This window comes from Streptomyces sp. NPDC001507, assembly GCF_042894765.1.
Taxonomy (GTDB): Bacteria; Actinomycetota; Actinomycetes; order Streptomycetales; family Streptomycetaceae; genus Streptomyces.
Map to the genome: position 1 here is coordinate 121,008 of NZ_JBIAVV010000003.1, position 19,122 is coordinate 140,129.

The following is a 19,122-nucleotide window of genomic DNA, read 5'->3' on the forward strand; positions in this document are numbered from 1 at the left end:
CTCCTAGCGGACCCGTGCGTTCGAGGCTTGCGAAGATGTGCCAGAGTTGCCACGTCCGCCCTGTGAGCACGTACCGTACGGCCACACAGGTGGGACCAGGTGGGGCAGCGGGAAGGGGCAGCCGGTTTTGACCACGCACGCACCGCAGGCGGGGCAGTCCGTCACGCTGCCCACGACGCTGAACGAGGCCGTGGCGGCCCTCACCGACATGCCCGCCGCCGTCCCCGTCGCGGGCGGCACCGACCTGATGGCCGCCGTCAACTCCGGACAGCTCAGGCCCGCAGCCCTGGTCGGCCTCGGCCGGATCAGCGAGATCCGCGGCTGGCAGTACCAGGACGGCAACGCCCTGCTCGGTGCCGGGCTCACGCACGCGCGCATGGGCCGCCCCGACTTCGCGGCCCTGATCCCGGCGCTCGCCGCCGCCGCGCGGGCCGCCGGTCCGCCGCACATCCGCAACGCAGGCACCCTGGGCGGCAACATCGCCACGGCCGCGCCCACCGGGGACGCGCTGCCGGTGCTCGCCGCCCTGGAGGCGACGCTGATCATCGCGGGGCCGGGCGGATCCCGCCGGGAGATCCCGGTGTCGCACCTGCTGGCCGGCGTGGAGATGCTCCGCGCGGGCGAGCTGATCGGCTTCGTGCGGGTGCCGCTGCTGCACGCCCCGCAGGTCTTCCTGAAGGCGACCGGCCGCACCGGACCGGGCCGCTCGGTGGCCTCCGTGGCGCTCGTCCTCGACCCCGCGCGGCGCGGGGTCAGATGCGCCGTCGGCGCCATAGCGCCGATGCCGCTCAGGCCCCTGGACGCCGAACAGTGGGTGGCCCGGCTGATCGACTGGGACAACGACCGCGCGCTCGTCCCGGAGGCGCTGACCGCCTTCGGCGAGTACGTCGCGGCCGCCTGCATCCCGGACCCGGCCCCCGAGCCCGACGGCACGGTGCCGGCGCTTCCGCCCGCCGTACTGCACCTGCGGCGCACCGTCGCCGCGCTGGCCCGACGAGCACTGGGGAGGGCGCTGTCATGACCGACGACCAGCACGGAGAGGGCGCGCCCGCGAGCGGTGGCGGCCGCCGCTGGGACCCGCTGCCCCAGGGCGACTACGACGACGGCGCGACCGCGTTCGTGAAGCTTCCCGAGGGCGGCATCGAGGCCCTGCTGTCCGCCGACAGTCCGCTGGCCGCGCCCGGACACGGCTATGTGCCGCCGCAGATAGCGGCCGCCCCCGGCACCGACACCTGGGGCGCGCCGGCCGACGGTGCCCGGTGGCCCGACCCGAACGCGGTCCCGCAGGAGCAGCCCGTCGGCGACCGGTTCACGTACAACCCGGCCTCGACGCAGCAGTGGACGTACGAGGAGCCGCCGCCGGCGCCCGGCCACGACGTGACCGGCCAGTGGTCGATCCCGGTCGCGAGCGGCGACTCTCCGGACGAATCGGGCGAGTTCACCACATCCGCGCTCATGGAGCAGTGGGGCGGCACGCCGCCGACGACCCTGCCGGGCGGTGCCTCCGCGCCTTGGGTGACGCAGACCCCGGCCTGGGAACACCCCGCGGAGGCCCCTGGATCGCCCGCTGGGCCCCCCGCGGGCCATGGCGACACGCCGGCCACTCGACTCACCTCCCAGGCCGTCGGCGCGCCGCCTGTGGCCGACGCGCCGGACGGGGGCGAAGGGGGCGAACGGGGCGAATCGGGGGAGATCGGCGAACCGTACACGGTCGGCCGGCCGTCCGGCACCGGCGAACTGCGCGCCGTCGGTGCGGCACCCGGCGCCGGCGAACCGGCCGCGTTCGGTGGCCCGGCCGACGCCGCCGAGGCCGACGCGCCCCACGCCGCGACCGGCTCGCACCCCGCCCACGACCCGCGGGCCGCCGACGGCGAGTCCGCCCCGCAGGGGCCACCCGCGCCCGACGAGGCGAGCGGTGCGGCGGGGACCCAGCACGCCGACGGCGAGGCCGAGGCGGTCGACGACCACCCCCTCGCCTCCTACGTCCTGCGCGTCAACGGCGCCGACCGCCCCGTCACCGACGCCTGGATCGGCGAGTCCCTCCTGTACGTCCTCCGCGAACGCCTCGGCCTCGCCGGCGCCAAGGACGGCTGCTCGCAGGGCGAGTGCGGCGCCTGCAACGTCCAGGTCGACGGCCGCCTGGTCGCCTCCTGCCTGGTCCCCGCGGTGACCGCCGCCGGCAGCGAGGTCCGCACGGTCGAGGGCCTGGCCCAGGACGGCCGCCCCTCGGACGTGCAGCGCGCCCTGGCCCGCTGCGGAGCCGTCCAGTGCGGCTTCTGCGTCCCCGGCATGGCGATGACCGTCCACGACCTGCTGGAGGGCAACCCGGCGCCCACCGAGTTGGAGACCCGCCAGGCCCTGTGCGGCAACCTCTGCCGCTGCTCCGGCTACCGGGGCGTCCTGGACGCCGTCGACGAGGTCGTCGCCGAACGCGAGGCACATGCCGCCGCCGACGCTGAGACGGACGGCGACGAGGCCCGTATTCCGCATCAGGCGGGACCGGGTGCCGGCGGCGTCAACGCCTCGGCGTTCGAGTCCCCGCGCACCTTCGGGGCCGGAATCCAGATCCCGCACGAGCAGGCGTACGACCAGTCGTACGGCGGCAACCAGTCGTTCGGCGGCAACCAGTCGTTCGGCGGGAACCAGACCTTCGGCGGCAACCAGTCGTTCGGCGGCGACCAGTCGTTCGGCGGGAACCAGACCTTCGGCGGCAACCAGTCGTTCGACGAGCAGAGCCAGAACCAGAGCTACGACGACCAGCCCTACGGCCCGGACGGAGGCCAGGCGTGACGAACGAGACCGTCGCCACGACCACCGCCGCGGAGACCCCCGTCCCCGCCGCCGAGCCGCTGCCGCACGGCCTCGGCGTGTCGCTGCCGGCCGCCGACGCCGGCGCGAAGACCGAGGGCACCTTCCCGTACGCGGCCGACCTGTGGGCCGAAGGCCTGCTGTGGGCGGCCGTGCTGCGCTCCCCGCACCCGCACGCGCGCATCGTGTCGATCGACACCAGCCACGCGCGCGAGATGCCCGGCGTACGGGCCGTCGTCACCCACGAGGACGTGCCCGGCACCCCGCGCCACGGCCGGGGCACCCCGGACCGCCCGGTCTTCGCCTCCGAGGTCGTACGGCACCACGGCGAGCCCATCGCGGCCGTCGCCGCCGACCACCCGGACACCGCCCGCATGGCCGCCGCCGCCGTCATCGTCGAGTACGAGGTGCTCGACCCGGTCATCGACCCCGAGCAGGCGTTCGAGGCCGAGCCGCTGCACCCCGACGGCAACCTGATCCGGCACATCCCGCTCCAGCACGGCGACCCGGACGCGACCGGCGAGATCGTGGTCGAGGGCCAGTACCGCATCGGCCGCGCCGACCCCGCCCCCATCGGTGCCGAGGCCGGACTCGCCGTGCCCCGCCCTGACGGTGGCGTCGAGCTCTACCTGGCCTCCACCGACCCGCACACCGACCGCAACACGGCCGCCGCCTGCTACGGCCTGTCGCTCGAACAGGTGAAGATCGTCGTCACCGGCGTGCCGGGCGCCACCGCCGACCGCGAGGACCAGGGCTTCCAGCTGCCGCTCGGCCTGCTCGCCCTGAAGACCGGCTGCCCGGTCAAGCTCACGGCGACCCGCGAGGAGTCGTTCCTCGGCCACGCGCACCGCCACCCCACCCTGCTCCGCTACCGGCACCACGCCGACGCCGAGGGCAAGCTGGTCAAGGTCGAGGCGCAGATCCTGCTGGACGCGGGCGCCTACGCCGACACCTCCGCCGAGTCCCTGGCGGCCGCCGTCTCCTTCGCCTGCGGCCCGTACGTCGTCCCCAACGCCTTCATCGAGGGCTGGGCCGTCCGCACCAACAACCCGCCCTCAGGACACGTCCGCGGCGAGGGTGCCATGCAGGTCTGCGCCGCCTACGAGGCGCAGATGGACAAGCTGGCGAAGAAGCTCGGCCTCGACCCGGCCGAGATCCGCCTGCGCAACGCGCTCGCCACCGGCGACCTCCTGCCCATCGGCCAGACCGTGACCTGCCCCGCCCCGGTCGCCGAACTCCTCCAGGCGGTACGGGACTTCCCGCTCCCGCAGCTTCCCAAGGACAGCCCTGAGGACGAGTGGCTGCTGCCCGGCGGCCCCGAGGGCGCGGGCGAACCGGGCGCCGTGCGCCGGGGCGTCGGCTACGGCCTCGGCATGGTGCACATGCTCGGCGCGGAGGGCGCCGACGAGGTCTCGACGGCCACGGTCAAGGTCCACGACGGCATCGCGACCGTGCTCTGCGCGGCCGTGGAGACCGGCCAGGGCTTCACCACGCTGGCCCGCCAGATCGTCCAGGAGACCCTCGGTGTCGACGAGGTCCACGTGGCCCCCGTCGACACCGACCAGCCACCGGCCGGCCCCGGCTGCCGCGGCCGCCACACCTGGGTCTCCGGCGGCGCCGTGGAACGCGCGGCCAAGATGGTCCGCACCCAGCTCCTCCAGCCCCTCGCCCACAAGTTCGGCATGTCCACCGAACTGCTCCAGATCACCGACGGCAAGATCACCTCGTACGACGGCGTCCTGTCGACCACCGTCACCGAGGCGCTGGACGGCAAGGAGCTGTGGGCCACCGCGCAGTGCCGCCCGCACCCCACCGAGCCGCTGAACGGCGACGGCCAGGGCGACGCCTTCGTCGGCCTCGCCTTCTGCGCGATCCGCGCGGTCGTCGACGTCGACATCGAACTCGGCTCGGTGCGGGTCGTGGAGCTGGCCGTCGCCCAGGACGTCGGCCGGATCCTCAACCCGGCCCAGCTCAACGCCCGGATCGAGGCCGGCGTCACGCAGGGCGTCGGCATCGCCCTGACGGAGAACCTGCGCACCCCGCGCGGCCTGATCCGCCACCCCGACCTCACCGGCTACGCCCTGCCGACCGCCCTCGACGCACCCGACATCCGGATCGTCAAGCTCGTCGAGGAACGCGACGTGGTCGCCCCCTTCGGCGCCAAGTCGGTCAGCGCGGTACCCGTGGTGACCTCCCCGGCCGCCATCGCCTCCGCCGTCCGCGCCGCGACCGGCCGCCCCGTCAACCGCCTCCCGATCCGCCCACAGGCAGCGGTGGTCACGGGGCAGTGACCCTTCCGGTGCCGCGGCGACCGCCGCGGCGGAACGGGAGGCCGGGCGGTCCAGGACCGGGTACGGGGCCGCGTGGTCGATCGCGGACCGGACGCGGAACTCCGGCCGGGCTTTGGGCCGTTGGGACCGTGGCTGGACATGCCGGAGCTCGCCGTGGCACAGACGGTGGAGACGATTCCCACCGGGGCGGAACGGTCGAGGGGCGTCCGGCGTCTCTTCTGGGGGCGTTGTCAGTGCCGCGGCGTAGTGTTCTGGCAGTGGGGACGGCCGTTCCGGAGGGGAAGCCCGGACGGCCCGTCATGCCCTGCTGACTTCCGGCATCTACGCACGGCGCACCACTCGGAACGACTTGCACGTCTTGAACTCTTTGATCGCGGGGGCAGCGATGAGCACGATCAGCACGACCGGCAGCGGTGCGACGGCGATCACGCTGACCGAGGCCGAACTGGACCGGTACGTCACGCACGAACCCACCCGCAGCTGGCTCACCGGCCCCGGACTGCCCGAGAGCGGCGGCCTGCTGACCTTCGAGCCGCTGCGCACGGTCGGCCTGCGCACCCTGGCGGACGCCACGGACGGCCCGGCCCGGCTCGCGGAGGAGCTCCGGGACCGCCTGGTGATCGGGGAGCTGCTGGCCCCGGCCGGCCTGGACACCGAGTCGATCCTCCTCGACGGCGGCACCGGCGAGATCAGCACGGCCTACCTCATCGACCCCACCGACCCGCGCCCGCTCGCCCCCTCGCTGGAGACCCTGCTGCGCTTCGCCGCGGTCACCGAGGAACTGACGGGCCTGCGCGGCCGCTTCGCCTCCCTCGCCGGGACGCACGGCACGAAGGCGGCGACCGAGGCCTCCCGCAGGCTCCTTGAGCTCTTCGAGGAGGGCACGGCCGGCCGCGTCCCGCCGTACTGGAAGGCGACGGCCCTGATCCGCCCGCTCAGCCTGATCGCCGGCCCCGGCACGGACTCCGGGCTCGCCGTCGACCTGCCGACCCGGCTCCTGGACCAGGAGTTCGGGCAGGGCCGGGTGGCCCGCTTCGAGGAGGTCGACTTCCCGCCCACGCTCACCCACGAGCCGACCCGCCGCTTCCTGCGCGAGACCGGCCTCCCGGAGGACGCGGTCGTCTTCCACCTCGACCCGGACGCCCCGCTCCCCACCCTCTGGGAGTACTTCGCGGACATCCACACCGGCGGCTTCCCCCTGGACGACCTCCCGGCCCACGCCGACCGGCTCATACGCCTCGGCTACCTGGTCGAGGACAACAGCCTCGTCGTGGACGGCTCCACCGGAGCGATCCTCAACTTCTCCGAGCCCGAGGCGACCCTCTACCCCCTCAACACGGACATCTCCACGCTCGCCTACACCCTCTGGCTCCTGCACCACGAGCGCACCATCGACGAGCACCTGAACCACGAACTCACCACCGAGGCCTACGACCAGCTCGCCGCGACCATGCTCCACACCCTCGCGACCATCGACCCCACCCCGGCCACGACGGACGCCGACTGGCACTACTGGACGGAGCTGTTCCAGGACGAGGCGGGTGGGGTGCTGTAGCGGGACGGCACGGGGTCAGGTCACCAGGCCCTGCCGGTAGGCGTAGACGACGGCCTGGACGCGGTCGCGCAGATCCAGCTTGGTCAGGATGCGGGACACGAAGGTCTTGACGGTCTCCGGGCTGATCACCAGCGCCGCGGCGATCTCGCTGTTGGAGAGGCCGTCCGCGATCAGCCGCAGCACCTCCAGCTCGCGGGGGGTCAGCGGGACGCCGTGCGGGGTGCCGCCGTCGGCCGGGCGGATCCGGGCGGCGTAGCGGCCCACGAGCTGCCGGGTCACCTCGGGGTCCAGCAGGGCCGCGCCCGTGGCCACGGTCCGGATGCCGTGCAGCAGCCGGTCCGGCGGCGCGTCCTTGAGCAGGAAGCCGCTGGCTCCGGCGCGCAGGGCCTCGTACACGTACTCGTCCAGGTTGAACGTCGTCACCACGAGCACCTTCACCGGATGCGGCACCCCGGCACCGGCGAGCAGCCGGGTGGCCTCGATGCCGTCGAGGACCGGCATCCGGACGTCCATCACCACGACGTCCGGGCGCAGCCGGGCGGCGAGGCCGACCGCGGCCTGTCCGTCCCCGCACTCGCCCGCCACCTCCAGGTCGGGCTGGGCGTTGATGATCGTCGCAAGCCCGGTGCGGATCAGCACCTGGTCGTCGCAGACCAGGACCCGGATCGGCGCCTCGCCGACGGCGGCGGTCACACCGGTCCCGCCGGTCCCGCCCGTCATGCCGGGCTCCCCGCGGGTATCCGGGCCCGGACGACGAAACGGCCGTCGTCCGCGGGTCCGGCGCTGAACTCGCCGCCCAGCACGGCAACGCGTTCCCGCAGACCGGCCAGGCCCCGCCCGCTCCCGCCGGGGGACGCAGTGGCCGAGCCTGGCCCGTCCGTCCCGACCTCCACGGTGATCTCCTTCCGGCCGTGCCGCACCCGCACCGAAGTGCGGCTGCCGTGGGCGTACTTGAGGGCGTTCGTCAGGGCCTCCTGCACCACCCGGTAGGCCACCAGGTCGGCGCTGCCCGCCGACGGGGACGGCGTGCCCTCCTCGGTGAACTCCACCGGCTGCCCGGCCCCGCGCGTCTGCTCCACGAGCGTGAGCAGCCGGCCGGCGGGCGGTGTCCTGCCGCCACCGGTGTCCGTGCCGTGGCCGGGATCGAGCAGGTCGAGCAGATGACGCAGGTCGGAGATGGCCAGCCGCCCGGTGTCGGTGACGGCGGTCAGCGTCCGGTCCAGCCGGTCCGGCGCGCCGGTCAGGTACCGGGCCGCCTCCGCCTGCACCACCATCGCCGTCACATGGTGGGTCACCACGTCGTGCAACTCCCGGGCGATCCGGGTGCGTTCGGCGGTTCGGGTGTCCTCGGCGACGCGCCGCCGCCGCCCGGCCTCCGCGGCCCGGGTGGAGCGCAGCCACGCCCCGACGCCCCAGGCGAGGACCAGCGCCAGGTAGAACGTCACGAACCCGCTCACCGTCTCGCCACCCGACCCCAGCCGGTACAGCGCGACCGCCAACGGCACGTAGGCCGCGGAGACCACCAGCGCGCCCGCCCGCCGGTGCCGTTCCAGGTGGGCGCCGGCGCTGATCAGGGCGAGCGGCAGCGCGGTGCCCGCGACCGAGTGGTAGCCGCGCAGCTGGTCGACGGCGAATCCGGCGGACACCAGCGCCAGCGAGAGGGCCGGCCACCGGCGGCGCCCGGCGAGCGGCAGGCACTCCAGGCCGAGCACCGCGATCGTCAGCGCGTCGAAGGGGCGGGTCGGCAGGTCTCCGACCTGGGTCCCCTTGCCGTGCAGCGCCGGCAGGAACGACCCGGCCAGGAGCAGCAGCCCGAGCGGCAGATCCCGTACCGTGACGTCGAGTTGGTGCCACCACCCGGGCGCCCGCCGAGGACCGATCACCGGGGCAGTGTAGCGACGGCGCCGGCCGGGACGTCCCGGCGCCGACGCGGCACCACACGCCCCCGCCGCGCGGCCGACCACAGGAACGCGACCGTCACCAGCACCCCGAGCAGCACCGAGTACAGACTCGCCTCCGGCCCGAACCGCCCGCCGGTGACCAGCTCCGAGCCCGAGGTGGCCGCGTCCAGCAGCCCCTTCTGCGCTCCGCCGCTGCCGGAGACCTCGGTACCGAAGATGCCGGACTCGGCGAAGTTCCAGCCGAAGTGCAGGCCGATCGGCAGCCAGAGGGTACGGGTGGCGACGTACGCGGCGCCGAGCATGCCGCCGGCCTCGATCGCGATGGCCACGGCACCCCACACCGTCGCGTCCTTGTTGAGCAGATGCATCATCCCGAACAGCGCCCCCGTCGACACCAGCGCGATCCAGGTCCCGGTGCGCTCCTCGACGATCCTGAACAGCACGCCCCGGAACAGCAGTTCCTCTGTCACCGCGGCCGCGGCCATGTACCCGACCACCCCCACCGCACCCGTCACCGAGCCCACGCCGTGCACCGTGTAGTCCCCGAGGAAGGCGATGTTCCCGATGACACACGCGAACGTCACGACACCTACGGCCGCCCCCCGCCCGAACGCCGCCCGGGCCCCCTCCCGCCCCACCTCGACACTCGGCCGGTGCTCGGTCCGCCGTACCACCCACCCGTAGACGAGCACCGCGACCACGGCGGTGAGCAGGCCGAGGACCAGGGTGAGGAACCAGTTCCCCTGCACCGCGGCGACGCCCTGGCCCCCGGCGAAGGCGACCACCGCGACCGCCAGGAGCTGCCAGACCAGCCTCATGATGACTCTCCCTCACAGGATCCGCGGCCGGGCGCCGCGACTGGCCCGAACGCTACGGACCGGCCGCCCCGCGATCGTCACCGCTGAGTGGACACCTGCCGGTAGCTCGCACGGGGGACAACCCGAACGCCCGCCACCGCCCGGGCCGGCGGGCTCCTGCTCACTCACCGTCGTCGCCGGACATGCGCGGCCGCACGCCTCCGCCTAACGTCGCAGGTGAGGACCAGCGAGGGAGCGGACATGAGCCGAACCAAGCGCAGCAGGACCCGCAGCACGGCCCGCAAGCCGGGGCCGAGGATCTCGTCCCGCATGGTGACGTCAACGACGGCGCCCACTCCGACAGCCCCCGAACGCGGTTCGCCGCAGCCCGCGCCACCCCGTGACCACGCCTTCCCGCACGGCCCACCGCGCCGGCCCACCCGCATGCGAATAGCCGGGACCAACCCGTGGTCGGTCACGGTGATGAGCTTCTTCTTCCTGACCGGCCTGGGGGTGTGCGTCCTCGGCGTCGCCCTCGCCACGTCGGTGCTGCTCGACCTCGTGGCCCCCGGCGAGTGGCCCACGCCGTGGGAGACGCTGATCATCGCGACCGGGGTCGTCGCGCTGGAGATCCTCCTCGGCACCGTTCTGGCCTGCCTGTGCGGCTTCATGTACAACTACACCGCCCGCTTCAGCGGCGGCGTCGAAGTGGCCCTGTCCGGCGACCTCACCGACCCGCCCCCCGCCGCCCAGGCCCTCCGCCTCCTGACACGGCTGCACCCACGCACCCGCCGGACCGAAGCCGCCCCCGGCCCCCGCCGGCCGTAGCCACCCGCACAACCGCAAGGGCGGCACCTCTGCTGAGGTGCCGCCCTGTCGTTCTGCCAGGTCAGGCAGTAAGAGGCCGTGACTGGAATCGAACCAGCGTAACCCGCTTTGCAGGCGAGTCCCTAAGCCACTCGGGCACACGGCCGTGTGTGTGAGTCGAAGGTACGAGGGTGTGAGGGACGGGCTCAAGGGGATCGGTGGGGCTGCAACGGGACTGCCATACGGCGTTCATGAACGGGGGGCCCGGGGTGTACGACCAAGGTCGGAGGCGGGGTGGGGCTTGCGACAGGGGTCAGAGTGGGGATTGGGCCTTACCGTGGTGAGCATGACCGCCCTTGAGCCGAGCGACGCCGTTGTCGCGGACGAGACCCCCGACAGAGCCGACGCGCAGGGAGTGCTGGGGCGGTCCTACCGGGCGTTGAGCGTCGGGATCGTCTCCGTCGTTCTGCTCATCGCCTTCGAGGCGACCGCGGTGGGTACGGCGATGCCGGTCGCGGCCCGGGAGCTGGACGGGGTCTCGCTGTACGCGTTCGCCTTCTCGGGGTACTTCACGACCAGCCTGTTCGGGATGGTGCTGGCCGGGCAGTGGTCGGACCGGAAGGGGCCGCTCGGGGCGCTGACGGCGGGGATCGGGGGCTTCGCCGCCGGGCTGGTGGTGGCCGGGACCGCGCAGAGCATGTGGGTGTTCATCACCGGGCGGGCCGTGCAGGGGTTCGGCGGCGGGCTGGTCATCGTCGCGCTGTACGTCGTGGTGGGGCGGGCCTACCCGGAGCGGTTGCGGCCCGCGATCATGGCCGCGTTCGCCGCGGGCTGGGTGGTGCCGTCCATCGTCGGGCCGCTGGCCGCGGGTGCGGTGACCGAGCGGCTCGGGTGGCGGTGGGTGTTCCTCGGGATCCCGGTGCTCGTGGTCTTCCCGGCGGCGCTGGCACTTCCCCAGATACGGCGCCGGGCGGGTGGGCCGGTGGCGGAGGAAGGGGCGCGGGGGGCGTTCGACCGGCGGCGGATCCTGCTCGCCTTCGGTATCTCGCTGGGTGCGGGGCTGCTGCAGTACGCGGCGCAGGATCTGCGGTGGGTGTCGGTGGTACCGGGGCTGCTCGGTGGTGCGCTGCTGGTGCCCGCCGTGCTCGCGCTGCTGCCCCGCGGCACGTACCGCGCGGTGCGGGGCCTGCCCTCCGTCGTCCTGCTGCGCGGGGTCGCGGCCGGCGCGTTCGTCTCCGCCGAGTCCTTCGTGCCGTTGATGCTCGTCACCCAGCGGGGCCTGTCGCCCACCCTCGCCGGGTTCTCGCTGGCGGCCGGCGGGGTGACCTGGGCGGCGGGCTCGTGGGTGCAGGCGCGGCCGCGGATGGAGCCGTACCGGGAGCGGCTGATGACGCTCGGGATGGTGCTGGTGGCGGCGGCGGTCGCCGCGGCGCCGGCGGTGCTCGTGTCCGGCGTGCCGGTGTGGACCGTGGCCGTCGCCTGGGCCTTCGGCTGCTTCGGGATGGGCCTGGTGATCGCCTCGGCCAGCGTGCTGATGCTCCGGCTGTCCGCCCCGGCCGAGGCCGGCGCCAACTCCGCGGCCCTGCAGATCTCCGACGCGCTCTCCAATGTCGTCCTGCTCGCCGTGGCCGGTGCGGCCTTCGCCGCCCTCGGCGGCGGCAGCATGACGGGGGCGGCGGGCTCCGGTTCCCACCCGGCGGCCTTCGCCGCGGTGTTCCTGCCGATGGCGGCGGTGGCCCTCGCCGGGGCCTGGGTGACGACCCGGCTTCGTGATCTGTGACGTGAGTCCCACCCGAGGGGGAGGCGGCCTTGTCCGCGCGTTGACAGCCGCGGGGCGCCGGTAGGGTGGCCCGGTTGTCATACGTAGCAGCCGCCCGACCCCCTTACTACGGAGACCGTGACTACCGCCCGCCCGTCGCCCGCCACCACCCTCAACGGAGGGCCCTCCGGGCCCACACCTATGTCTGCTTCCCCGTCCTCCTCCAACTCCCATCACCTTTCGCCGGCCTTCCCGGGCCGGGCGCCCTGGGGTACCGCCAGCAAGCTGCGTGCCTGGCAGCAGGCGGCCATGGAGAAGTACGTCCAGGAGCAGCCGCGCGACTTCCTGGCCGTGGCCACGCCCGGCGCCGGGAAGACGACGTTCGCGCTGACGCTCGCCTCGTGGCTGCTGCACCACCACGTCGTGCAGCAGGTCACCGTCGTCGCCCCCACCGAGCACCTGAAGAAACAGTGGGCGGAGGCCGCGGCGCGGATAGGGATCAAGCTCGACCCCGAGTACAGCGCCGGACCGCTCAGCCGTGAGTACGACGGGGTCGCGGTGACGTACGCCGGTGTCGGCGTGCGGCCGATGCTGCACCGCAACCGGTCCGAGCAGCGCAAGACGCTCGTCATCCTCGACGAGATCCACCACGCCGGTGACTCCAAGTCCTGGGGCGAGGCCTGCCTGGAGGCGTTCGAGCCGGCCACCCGGCGACTGGCCCTGACGGGTACGCCGTTCCGGTCGGACACCAACCCCATCCCGTTCGTGACGTACGAGGAGGGGCAGGACGGGATCCGGCGGTCCGCCGCCGACTACACCTACGGGTACGGCAACGCGCTCGCCGACCACGTCGTGCGGCCCGTCATCTTCCTCTCCTACAGCGGCAACATGCGCTGGCGGACGAAGGCCGGTGACGAGATCGCCGCCCGGCTCGGCGAGCCGATGACCAAGGACGCGGTCAGTCAGGCCTGGCGTACGGCGCTCGATCCGCGCGGCGAGTGGATGCCGGCCGTGCTGCGCGCCGCCGACCAGCGGCTGACGGAGGTGCGCAAGGGGATCCCGGACGCCGGGGCCCTCGTGATCGCCTCCGACCAGGAGTCGGCCCGCGCCTACGCGAAGCTGATCCGTGAGATCACGGGGACGAAGGCGACCGTGGTCCTCTCCGACGACACCGGCGCGTCCAAGCGGATCGACGACTTCAGCGCGAGTGACGACCGGTGGATGGTCGCGGTGCGGATGGTGTCCGAGGGCGTCGACGTGCCCCGGCTGGCGGTGGGCGTCTACGCGACGACCATCTCCACTCCGCTCTTCTTCGCCCAGGCCGTCGGCCGTTTCGTGCGGTCCCGGCGGCGCGGCGAGACCGCGTCCGTGTTCCTGCCGACCGTCCCCGACCTCCTCACCTTCGCCAACGAGATGGAGGTCGAGCGCGACCACGCCCTCGACAAGCCGAAGAAGGACGGCGAGGAGGACCCGTACGCCGAGTCCGAGAAGGAGATGGAGGAGGCGAACAAGGAGCAGGACGAGGACACCGGCGAACAGGAGCAGTTCGCCTTCGAGGCGCTGGAGTCCGAGGCCGTCTTCGACCGGGTGCTGTACGACGGGGCCGAGTTCGGCATGCAGGCCCACCCGGGCAGCGAGGAGGAGCAGGACTACCTCGGCATTCCCGGGCTCCTCGAACCCGACCAGGTGCAGCTGCTGTTGCAGAAGCGGCAGGCCCGGCAGATCGCGCACAGCCGCAAGAAGCCGGACACCGAGGCCGACCTGCTGGAACTGCCCGCGGAACGGCGGCCCGTGGTCTCCCACAAGGAGATGATGGAGCTGCGCAAGCAGCTGAACACGATGGTCAGCGCGTATGTCCACCAGAGCGGCAAGCCGCACGGGGTGATCCATACGGAGCTGCGGCGTGTCTGCGGGGGGCCGCCGAGTGCGGAGGCGACGGCGGGGCAGCTGCGGCAGCGGATCGCCAAGGTGCAGGAGTGGGCCACACGGATGCGGTAGTCGGCCGGCCGCGGGTGAGTGGTGGCTGGTCGCGCAGTTCCTCCCCCACCCTTCGGCCGGGGGTACCCCAGCACCGCTGTGGTGCGCGGCGGGCGGACGCATACCGACACAAAGCGCAGTAGTCCGTACCGCTGCGTGACCGGATTCTGGACGGAGGCTTCCGCTCAGCGAACCCGCACCGCTACTGTCCCGCTACGCACACGCCCCGTGGCAGCGCCGCCGCGGAGCGCAGCCGTGAAGCGACTGGGCCCGGAGCCGCCGGGCCGCCATGCCGATCGGCGGCCTCTGAAGCGCGTCGCTGACGGGACTCGGCGACGCATCCGCCGCGTCGGAGGTTGCCGACCTCACCACTTAAGGAGTGGGCGTCGTGACCGCGGAGACCTCTCAGACGCTCGACCGGGGCCTCAGGGTCCTCAAACTGCTGGCCGACACGGACCACGGGCTGACCGTCACCGAGCTTTCCAACAAACTGGGCGTGAACCGGACCGTGGTGTACCGGTTGCTCGCCACGCTTGAGCAGCATGCGCTGGTACGGCGCGACCTGGGCGGGCGAGCCCGGGTCGGGCTGGGGGTGCTGCGTCTTGGCCGGCAGGTGCATCCGCTGGTGCGGGAAGCAGCCCTGCCGGCGCTGCGGTCGCTCGCCGAGGACATCGGGGCGACGGCGCACCTGACCCTGGTCGACGGGACCGAGGCGCTCGCCGTCGCGGTCGTCGAGCCGACCTGGACCGACTACCACGTGGCCTACCGGGCCGGGTTCCGGCACCCGCTGGACCGCGGCGCCGCCGGCAAGGCGATCCTGGCCGCCCGGCACTCGGCGCGGGACGACCCCGGATACACGCTGACCCACGGCGAACTGGAGGCCGGGGCGAGCGGGGCCGCGGCGCCGCTGATCGGGGTCACCGGCGTCGAGGGCAGCGTGGGGGTCGTGATGCTGGCCGACGCCGTGCCGGAACGGGTCGGCGCACGGGTCATGGACGCGGCCCGGGAGGTCGCGGAGGCCTTGCGCTGAGAGACGGCGGCCGCGCGGACGGCGGCGGAGGCGGTGCGGTGTGTGCGGGGGGTCGGGGCGATGGCCTGAACAGGTCGCCACGTTAGATTGACTCCGTGCTCTCACGTCTCACGCGTCTCCAGGCCGTCGCCGTCTGTGCGGTTCCCGTCGTGGCTCTGATCGGTACGGCCGTCTTCGCGCCGTTGCCGTTCTCGGTGGCCCAGCCAGGGATGACGGCGAACGTGCTCGGCGCCAACAAGGGCACCCCGGTGATCACCGTCTCCGGGGCGCCCACCCGCACCACCAGCGGGCAGCTGCGGATGACGACGATCGAGGCGACCGGGCCGGACGCGCGGGTCTCGCTCGGCGACGTGCTCGGCAACTGGTTCCGGACGGACCGCGCCGTGATGCCGCGCGACTCGGTCTACCCGAGCGGGAACAACGTCCAGGAGATCGAGCAGCACAACACCGAGCAGATGAAGCAGTCGCAGGACGCGGCGACCCAGGCCGCGCTGAAGTACCTCGACCTGAGCGCGAGCAAGGTCAAGGTGACCCTGAAGCTGGCCGATGTGGGCGGGCCGAGCGCGGGGTTGCTGTTCTCACTCGGGATCATCGACAAGCTGGACGGCAACGGCAGTGGGGGCGACCTCACGGGGGGGAAGAACATCGCCGGCACCGGGACCATCGGTGCGGACGGCGCGGTCGGTGCCGTGGGCGGGGTCGCGCTGAAGACGCAGGCCGCGCGGCGGGACGGGGCGACGGTGTTTCTCGTGCCCAAGGACGAGTGTGCCGATGCGAAGGCGGAGTTGCCGAAGGGGTTGCGGCTGGTGCCGGTGACGACCCTGAAGGGGGCCGTGTCCGATCTGGTGGCGTTGCAGAAGGGGGAGAAGGTCCCCGCCTGTTGAGCCTCACCCTTCGCTGTCCGCGGCGGCCTGTTCCACCAGGGGGATGATCCGCAGCGGTACGGGGTTCTCCATGACGATCGCCGTGGAGGCACGGACGATGCCCTCGAAACCGACGACCCGGTCGATCACCCGCTGGAGGTCGGCGTTGGAGCGCGCCACCAGCCGGCACTGCATGTCGCCGGTGCCGGTGGTGGTGTGGAGTTCCAGCACCTCGGGCACGGTCGCCAGGTGCGCCCGCACGTCCGGGCCCTGACCCTGCCGGATCTGAAGGGTGGCGAACGCGGTGACCGGGTAACCGAGGGCCGCGGGGTCCACCTGGGGGCCGAACCCCTGGATCACGCCGTTCGACTGGAGCCGGTCCAGGCGCGCCTGCACGGTCCCGCGGGCCACGCCCAGCCTCCGGGACATCTCCAGCACCCCGATGCGCGGCTCCCGGGCCAGCAGCACCAGGATCCGCCCGTCCAGCTGATCGATCGCCATGGCCCGCCTCCGGATGGTCACCCTGCACAGAAAGTCCGCCAGTACGGCCGTACTGCTGAGCATATTGCCCAGGAGAAACGCCATCTATTGCGCACCTTGCGAGGCGGGTTCACGCTTCGCACATGACGCAGACCACACAGCACACTCCCGCCGCGGCCGCCCGGCAGAATGACCCCTTCCCGGTCAAGGGAATGGACGCCGTCGTCTTCGCCGTGGGCAACGCCAAGCAGGCCGCCCACTACTACTCCACCGCCTTCGGCATGCGGCTGGTCGCGTACTCCGGCCCGGAGACCGGCAGCCGCGAGACCGCGAGCTACGTCCTGGAGAACGGCTCGGCCCGGTTCGTCCTCACCTCCGTCATCAGGCCGGACACCGAGTGGGGCCACTTCCTCTCCCGCCACGTGGCCGAGCACGGCGACGGGGTCGTCGACCTCGCCATCGAGGTCCCGGACGCCCGTGCCGCGTACGCCTACGCGGTGGAGCACGGCGCGCGGTCGGTGGCCGAGCCGTACGAACTCAAGGACGAGCACGGCACCGTCGTCCTCGCCGCGATCGCCACGTACGGCGAGACCCGCCACACCCTCGTCGAGCGGACCGGGTACGACGGCCCGTACCTGCCGGGCTTCACCGCCGCGTCCCCGATCGTCGAACCCCCCGCCCGCCGCACCTTCCAGGCCGTCGACCACTGCGTCGGCAACGTCGAACTCGGCCGCATGAACGAATGGGTCGGCTTCTACAACAAGGTCATGGGCTTCACGAACATGAAGGAGTTCGTGGGCGACGACATCGCCACCGAGTACAGCGCGCTGATGTCGAAGGTGGTCGCCGACGGCACCCTCAAGGTCAAGTTCCCGATCAACGAACCGGCGATCGCGAAGAAGAAGTCGCAGATCGACGAGTACCTGGAGTTCTACGGCGGGGCGGGCGTCCAGCACATCGCGCTCAACACCAACGACATCGTCGAGACGGTACGGACCATGCGTGCGGCCGGCGTCGAGTTCCTGGACACCCCCGGCTCGTACTACGACACCCTCGGCGAGTGGGTCGGCGACACCCGCGTCCCGATCGACACCCTGCGCGAACTGAAGATCCTCGCCGACCGCGACGAGGACGGCTACCTCCTGCAGATCTTCACCAAGCCGGTCCAGGACCGCCCGACCGTCTTCTTCGAGATCATCGAACGCCACGGCTCCATGGGCTTCGGCAAGGGCAACTTCAAGGCCCTCTTCGAAGCGATCGAACGCGAACAGGACCGCCGCGGCAACCTGTGATCCGCCGGCCTACTGCGGCAGTTCCTCGTTCGGGGGCTGGTTGCCGAGGGCCGTGAGGGTGGTGTGGGCCGCCGGGGTCTGGAGGGGGGAGAAGTAGGGGTTGATGCGGAGGGCGTCCTGGAGGTGGCGGCGGGCCGGGGCCTCCAGGTCCAGGTCGCGTTCGATCATGCCCCGGTGGAAGGCGTACGGCGCGCTGCGCACCCCGCCGCCCTTCGTCGAGTCGGTCGCGATCGAGGCGTAGCGCAGCGCCTCCTTGTCGTCGCCGGCCCGGTGCAGGGCCCAGCCCAGGGCGTCCGCGACCTCGATGCCGGGCTGGCGCTCCCACTCCGCCGTCAGCCGCTCCACCGCCTCCTGGGCGTCCCCGTGGTCCGCCTCGTACTGCCCGATCACCAGGTCGTCGTCTACCCCGGCCGCCAGCTCCCGCCGTACCTGGGTCCGCATCAGCTCGTACTGCGCCTCCGCCTGCTGCCCCATCCCCAGCGACTCGTACAACTCGCCGAACTCCAGGGCCACCTGCGGAGCCGGCCGGTGCGCGAGCGCCCCCTGGTAGGCGGTCAGCGCCTCCTGCGTACGGCCCAGCGCGGCCAGCGCCCGCCCCTGCCCGGCCCGCGCCGCCGACTGGTCGGGGTCCAGGCGCACGGCCGCCGTGAAGTGCCGCAGCGCGTCCTCCCGCTCGCCCCGCTCCCAGGCCAGCTGCCCGGCCTGGCACAGGTACGCGGCCTGCTCGGCCGGCGTCCGGGCGGCCGCCGCCGCGTCGGTCACCTGGGCCACCGCGTCCTCGCGCCAGCCCCGGTCCCGGTACACCGCGGAGGCCCGCGCCATCACCGCCGGCTTCACGTCGGCTCCCACCTTCAGCGCCATCAGCTTGTCCAGCGCGGACCGGGCCGCCTTGTAGTCGCCGAGCCCGTTGTACGCGTCGATCAGCACCGGGTACGCCGACCACCGCTTCGGCGCCGCCTTCAGCGCCTCCTCGCCGAACCGCCTCGCCTCGGGAAAGTCCCGGCGCACCACGGCCAGCTCCGCCAGTCCGCTCAGCGCCGCGGTGTTGTTCTCGGCGGCCACCTTGAGGGAGGTCCGCAGCGCGCGCTCGGCCCGCGGGTAGTCGCCGGTGTCGGCGGTCCTGCGCGCCCGTTCGACGTACGCGGTCCCGAGCACCGCCCAGGCCGCCCCGTCCTTCGGCCGCGCCCGGACCAGCGCCTCGCGGGCGCCGATCAGCGCGGTCAGGTCGGGCAGCGCGGCGGGCAGGCCGTTCAGGACGGCCGTCTGCGCCGCCGTGGCCGCCGCCGCCCGGGCGGCGGCCTGGGCCCGCGGCCCGGCCGCCGGGGCCGGCGCGGCGCGGTGCGGCTCGCGCGGCCACAGCATCAGGGTGCCGCCGGCCGCCACGCCGCCCACCAGCGAGACGACCAGCAGCCGGCGCAGCACCCGGCCGCGGCGGCGCGGTGGAGCCGGTTCCGGGAGCAGTGAGGTGGCCGGTGGGGACGGTCGGTTATCCAGCGCGCACATGACGGACACTGTGCGTCAATACGACCAAAGCATCCGGGCGGCCCAAGGAGGGCACCTGT

15 protein-coding genes and 1 tRNA gene are annotated in these 19,122 nt (G+C 73.2%); 10 read left to right on the forward strand and 6 right to left on the reverse strand.

Features of this window, described 5'->3' with window-relative positions:
• Positions 1 to 127 precede the first annotated feature (127 nt).
• The 4 genes from ACFY0K_RS10885 to ACFY0K_RS10900 all read left to right on the forward strand — a co-directional run bounded on the left by ACFY0K_RS10885 (position 128) and on the right by ACFY0K_RS10900 (position 6,654).
• The gene (locus ACFY0K_RS10885; protein ID WP_351958210.1) at positions 128 to 1,021 is read left to right on the forward strand and encodes an FAD binding domain-containing protein; all 894 of its coding nucleotides are present in this window, start codon (positions 128 to 130) and stop codon (positions 1,019 to 1,021) included.
• Positions 1,018 to 2,790, forward strand: coding sequence for a 2Fe-2S iron-sulfur cluster-binding protein (locus ACFY0K_RS10890; protein ID WP_390639556.1), 1,773 nt, complete (start codon positions 1,018 to 1,020; stop codon positions 2,788 to 2,790). Before ACFY0K_RS10885 ends, ACFY0K_RS10890 begins: the two co-directional genes overlap by 4 nt.
• Positions 2,787 to 5,099 (forward strand): xanthine dehydrogenase family protein molybdopterin-binding subunit, encoded by a 2,313-nt coding sequence (locus ACFY0K_RS10895; protein WP_390639557.1) that lies wholly within the window; start codon positions 2,787 to 2,789, stop codon positions 5,097 to 5,099. Before ACFY0K_RS10890 ends, ACFY0K_RS10895 begins: the two co-directional genes overlap by 4 nt.
• A 394-nt stretch (positions 5,100 to 5,493) precedes the next feature.
• A complete protein-coding gene (locus tag ACFY0K_RS10900; protein ID WP_390639988.1) occupies positions 5,494 to 6,654 on the forward strand; it encodes an SUKH-4 family immunity protein in 1,161 nt (386 codons plus the stop codon).
• Positions 6,655 to 6,669: 15 nt separating this feature from the next.
• Here the strand turns inward: ACFY0K_RS10900 and ACFY0K_RS10905 are convergent, their stop codons facing one another.
• From ACFY0K_RS10905 to ACFY0K_RS10915, 3 genes are read right to left on the reverse strand one after another with little or no spacing between them, the layout of a single operon-like run.
• A complete protein-coding gene (locus ACFY0K_RS10905) occupies positions 6,670 to 7,374 on the reverse strand; it encodes a response regulator (protein WP_390639558.1) in 705 nt (234 codons plus the stop codon).
• Positions 7,371 to 8,537 (reverse strand): sensor histidine kinase, encoded by a 1,167-nt coding sequence (locus ACFY0K_RS10910; protein ID WP_390639559.1) that lies wholly within the window; start codon positions 8,535 to 8,537, stop codon positions 7,371 to 7,373. Before ACFY0K_RS10910 ends, ACFY0K_RS10905 begins: the two co-directional genes overlap by 4 nt.
• Positions 8,534 to 9,373, reverse strand: a complete 840-nt coding sequence (locus ACFY0K_RS10915; protein WP_390639560.1) for a CPBP family intramembrane glutamic endopeptidase — start codon at positions 9,371 to 9,373, stop codon at positions 8,534 to 8,536. The genes ACFY0K_RS10910 and ACFY0K_RS10915 overlap by 4 nt, the downstream gene beginning before the upstream one ends.
• 240 nt (positions 9,374 to 9,613) lie before the next feature.
• Here ACFY0K_RS10915 and ACFY0K_RS10920 point away from each other — a divergent pair, with 240 nt between their 5' ends.
• A complete protein-coding gene (locus tag ACFY0K_RS10920) occupies positions 9,614 to 10,180 on the forward strand; it encodes a DUF3566 domain-containing protein (RefSeq protein WP_390639561.1) in 567 nt (188 codons plus the stop codon).
• A 73-nt stretch (positions 10,181 to 10,253) separates the two neighbouring features.
• Here ACFY0K_RS10920 and ACFY0K_RS10925 read toward each other — a convergent pair.
• Positions 10,254 to 10,325 (reverse strand) — tRNA-Cys (locus ACFY0K_RS10925).
• Positions 10,326 to 10,505: 180 nt separating this feature from the next.
• On the opposite strand from ACFY0K_RS10925, the gene ACFY0K_RS10930 reads away from it, so the two are divergent.
• The 4 genes from ACFY0K_RS10930 (at position 10,506) to ACFY0K_RS10945 (ending at position 15,809) form a co-directional block, all read left to right on the forward strand.
• On the forward strand, positions 10,506 to 11,939 hold the full coding sequence (locus ACFY0K_RS10930) for an MFS transporter (protein ID WP_390639562.1): 1,434 nt from the start codon (positions 10,506 to 10,508) through the stop codon (positions 11,937 to 11,939).
• 180 nt (positions 11,940 to 12,119) lie between these two features.
• Positions 12,120 to 13,916, forward strand: a complete 1,797-nt coding sequence (locus tag ACFY0K_RS10935; RefSeq protein WP_390639989.1) for a DEAD/DEAH box helicase — start codon at positions 12,120 to 12,122, stop codon at positions 13,914 to 13,916.
• 367 nt (positions 13,917 to 14,283) lie between these two features.
• Positions 14,284 to 14,925: a helix-turn-helix domain-containing protein gene (locus tag ACFY0K_RS10940; protein ID WP_351958203.1), complete on the forward strand. Its 642-nt coding sequence runs from the start codon at positions 14,284 to 14,286 to the stop codon at positions 14,923 to 14,925.
• 95 nt (positions 14,926 to 15,020) lie between these two features.
• Positions 15,021 to 15,809, forward strand: coding sequence for a S16 family serine protease (locus ACFY0K_RS10945; RefSeq protein ID WP_390639563.1), 789 nt, complete (start codon positions 15,021 to 15,023; stop codon positions 15,807 to 15,809).
• A gap of 3 nt (positions 15,810 to 15,812) precedes the next feature.
• Here the strand turns inward: ACFY0K_RS10945 and ACFY0K_RS10950 are convergent, their stop codons facing one another.
• Entirely contained in the window at positions 15,813 to 16,289 is a 477-nt protein-coding gene (locus ACFY0K_RS10950) for an Lrp/AsnC family transcriptional regulator (RefSeq protein WP_351958201.1), read from the reverse strand.
• Between the two features lie 122 nt (positions 16,290 to 16,411).
• On the opposite strand from ACFY0K_RS10950, the gene hppD reads away from it, so the two are divergent.
• Positions 16,412 to 17,560 (forward strand): 4-hydroxyphenylpyruvate dioxygenase, encoded by a 1,149-nt coding sequence (hppD, locus tag ACFY0K_RS10955; RefSeq protein ID WP_352366894.1) that lies wholly within the window; start codon positions 16,412 to 16,414, stop codon positions 17,558 to 17,560.
• A 9-nt stretch (positions 17,561 to 17,569) separates the two neighbouring features.
• Here hppD and ACFY0K_RS10960 read toward each other — a convergent pair whose 3' ends face one another.
• Entirely contained in the window at positions 17,570 to 19,063 is a 1,494-nt protein-coding gene (locus tag ACFY0K_RS10960) for a tetratricopeptide repeat protein (RefSeq protein WP_390639565.1), read from the reverse strand.
• Between the last annotated feature and the right edge of the window lie 59 nt (positions 19,064 to 19,122).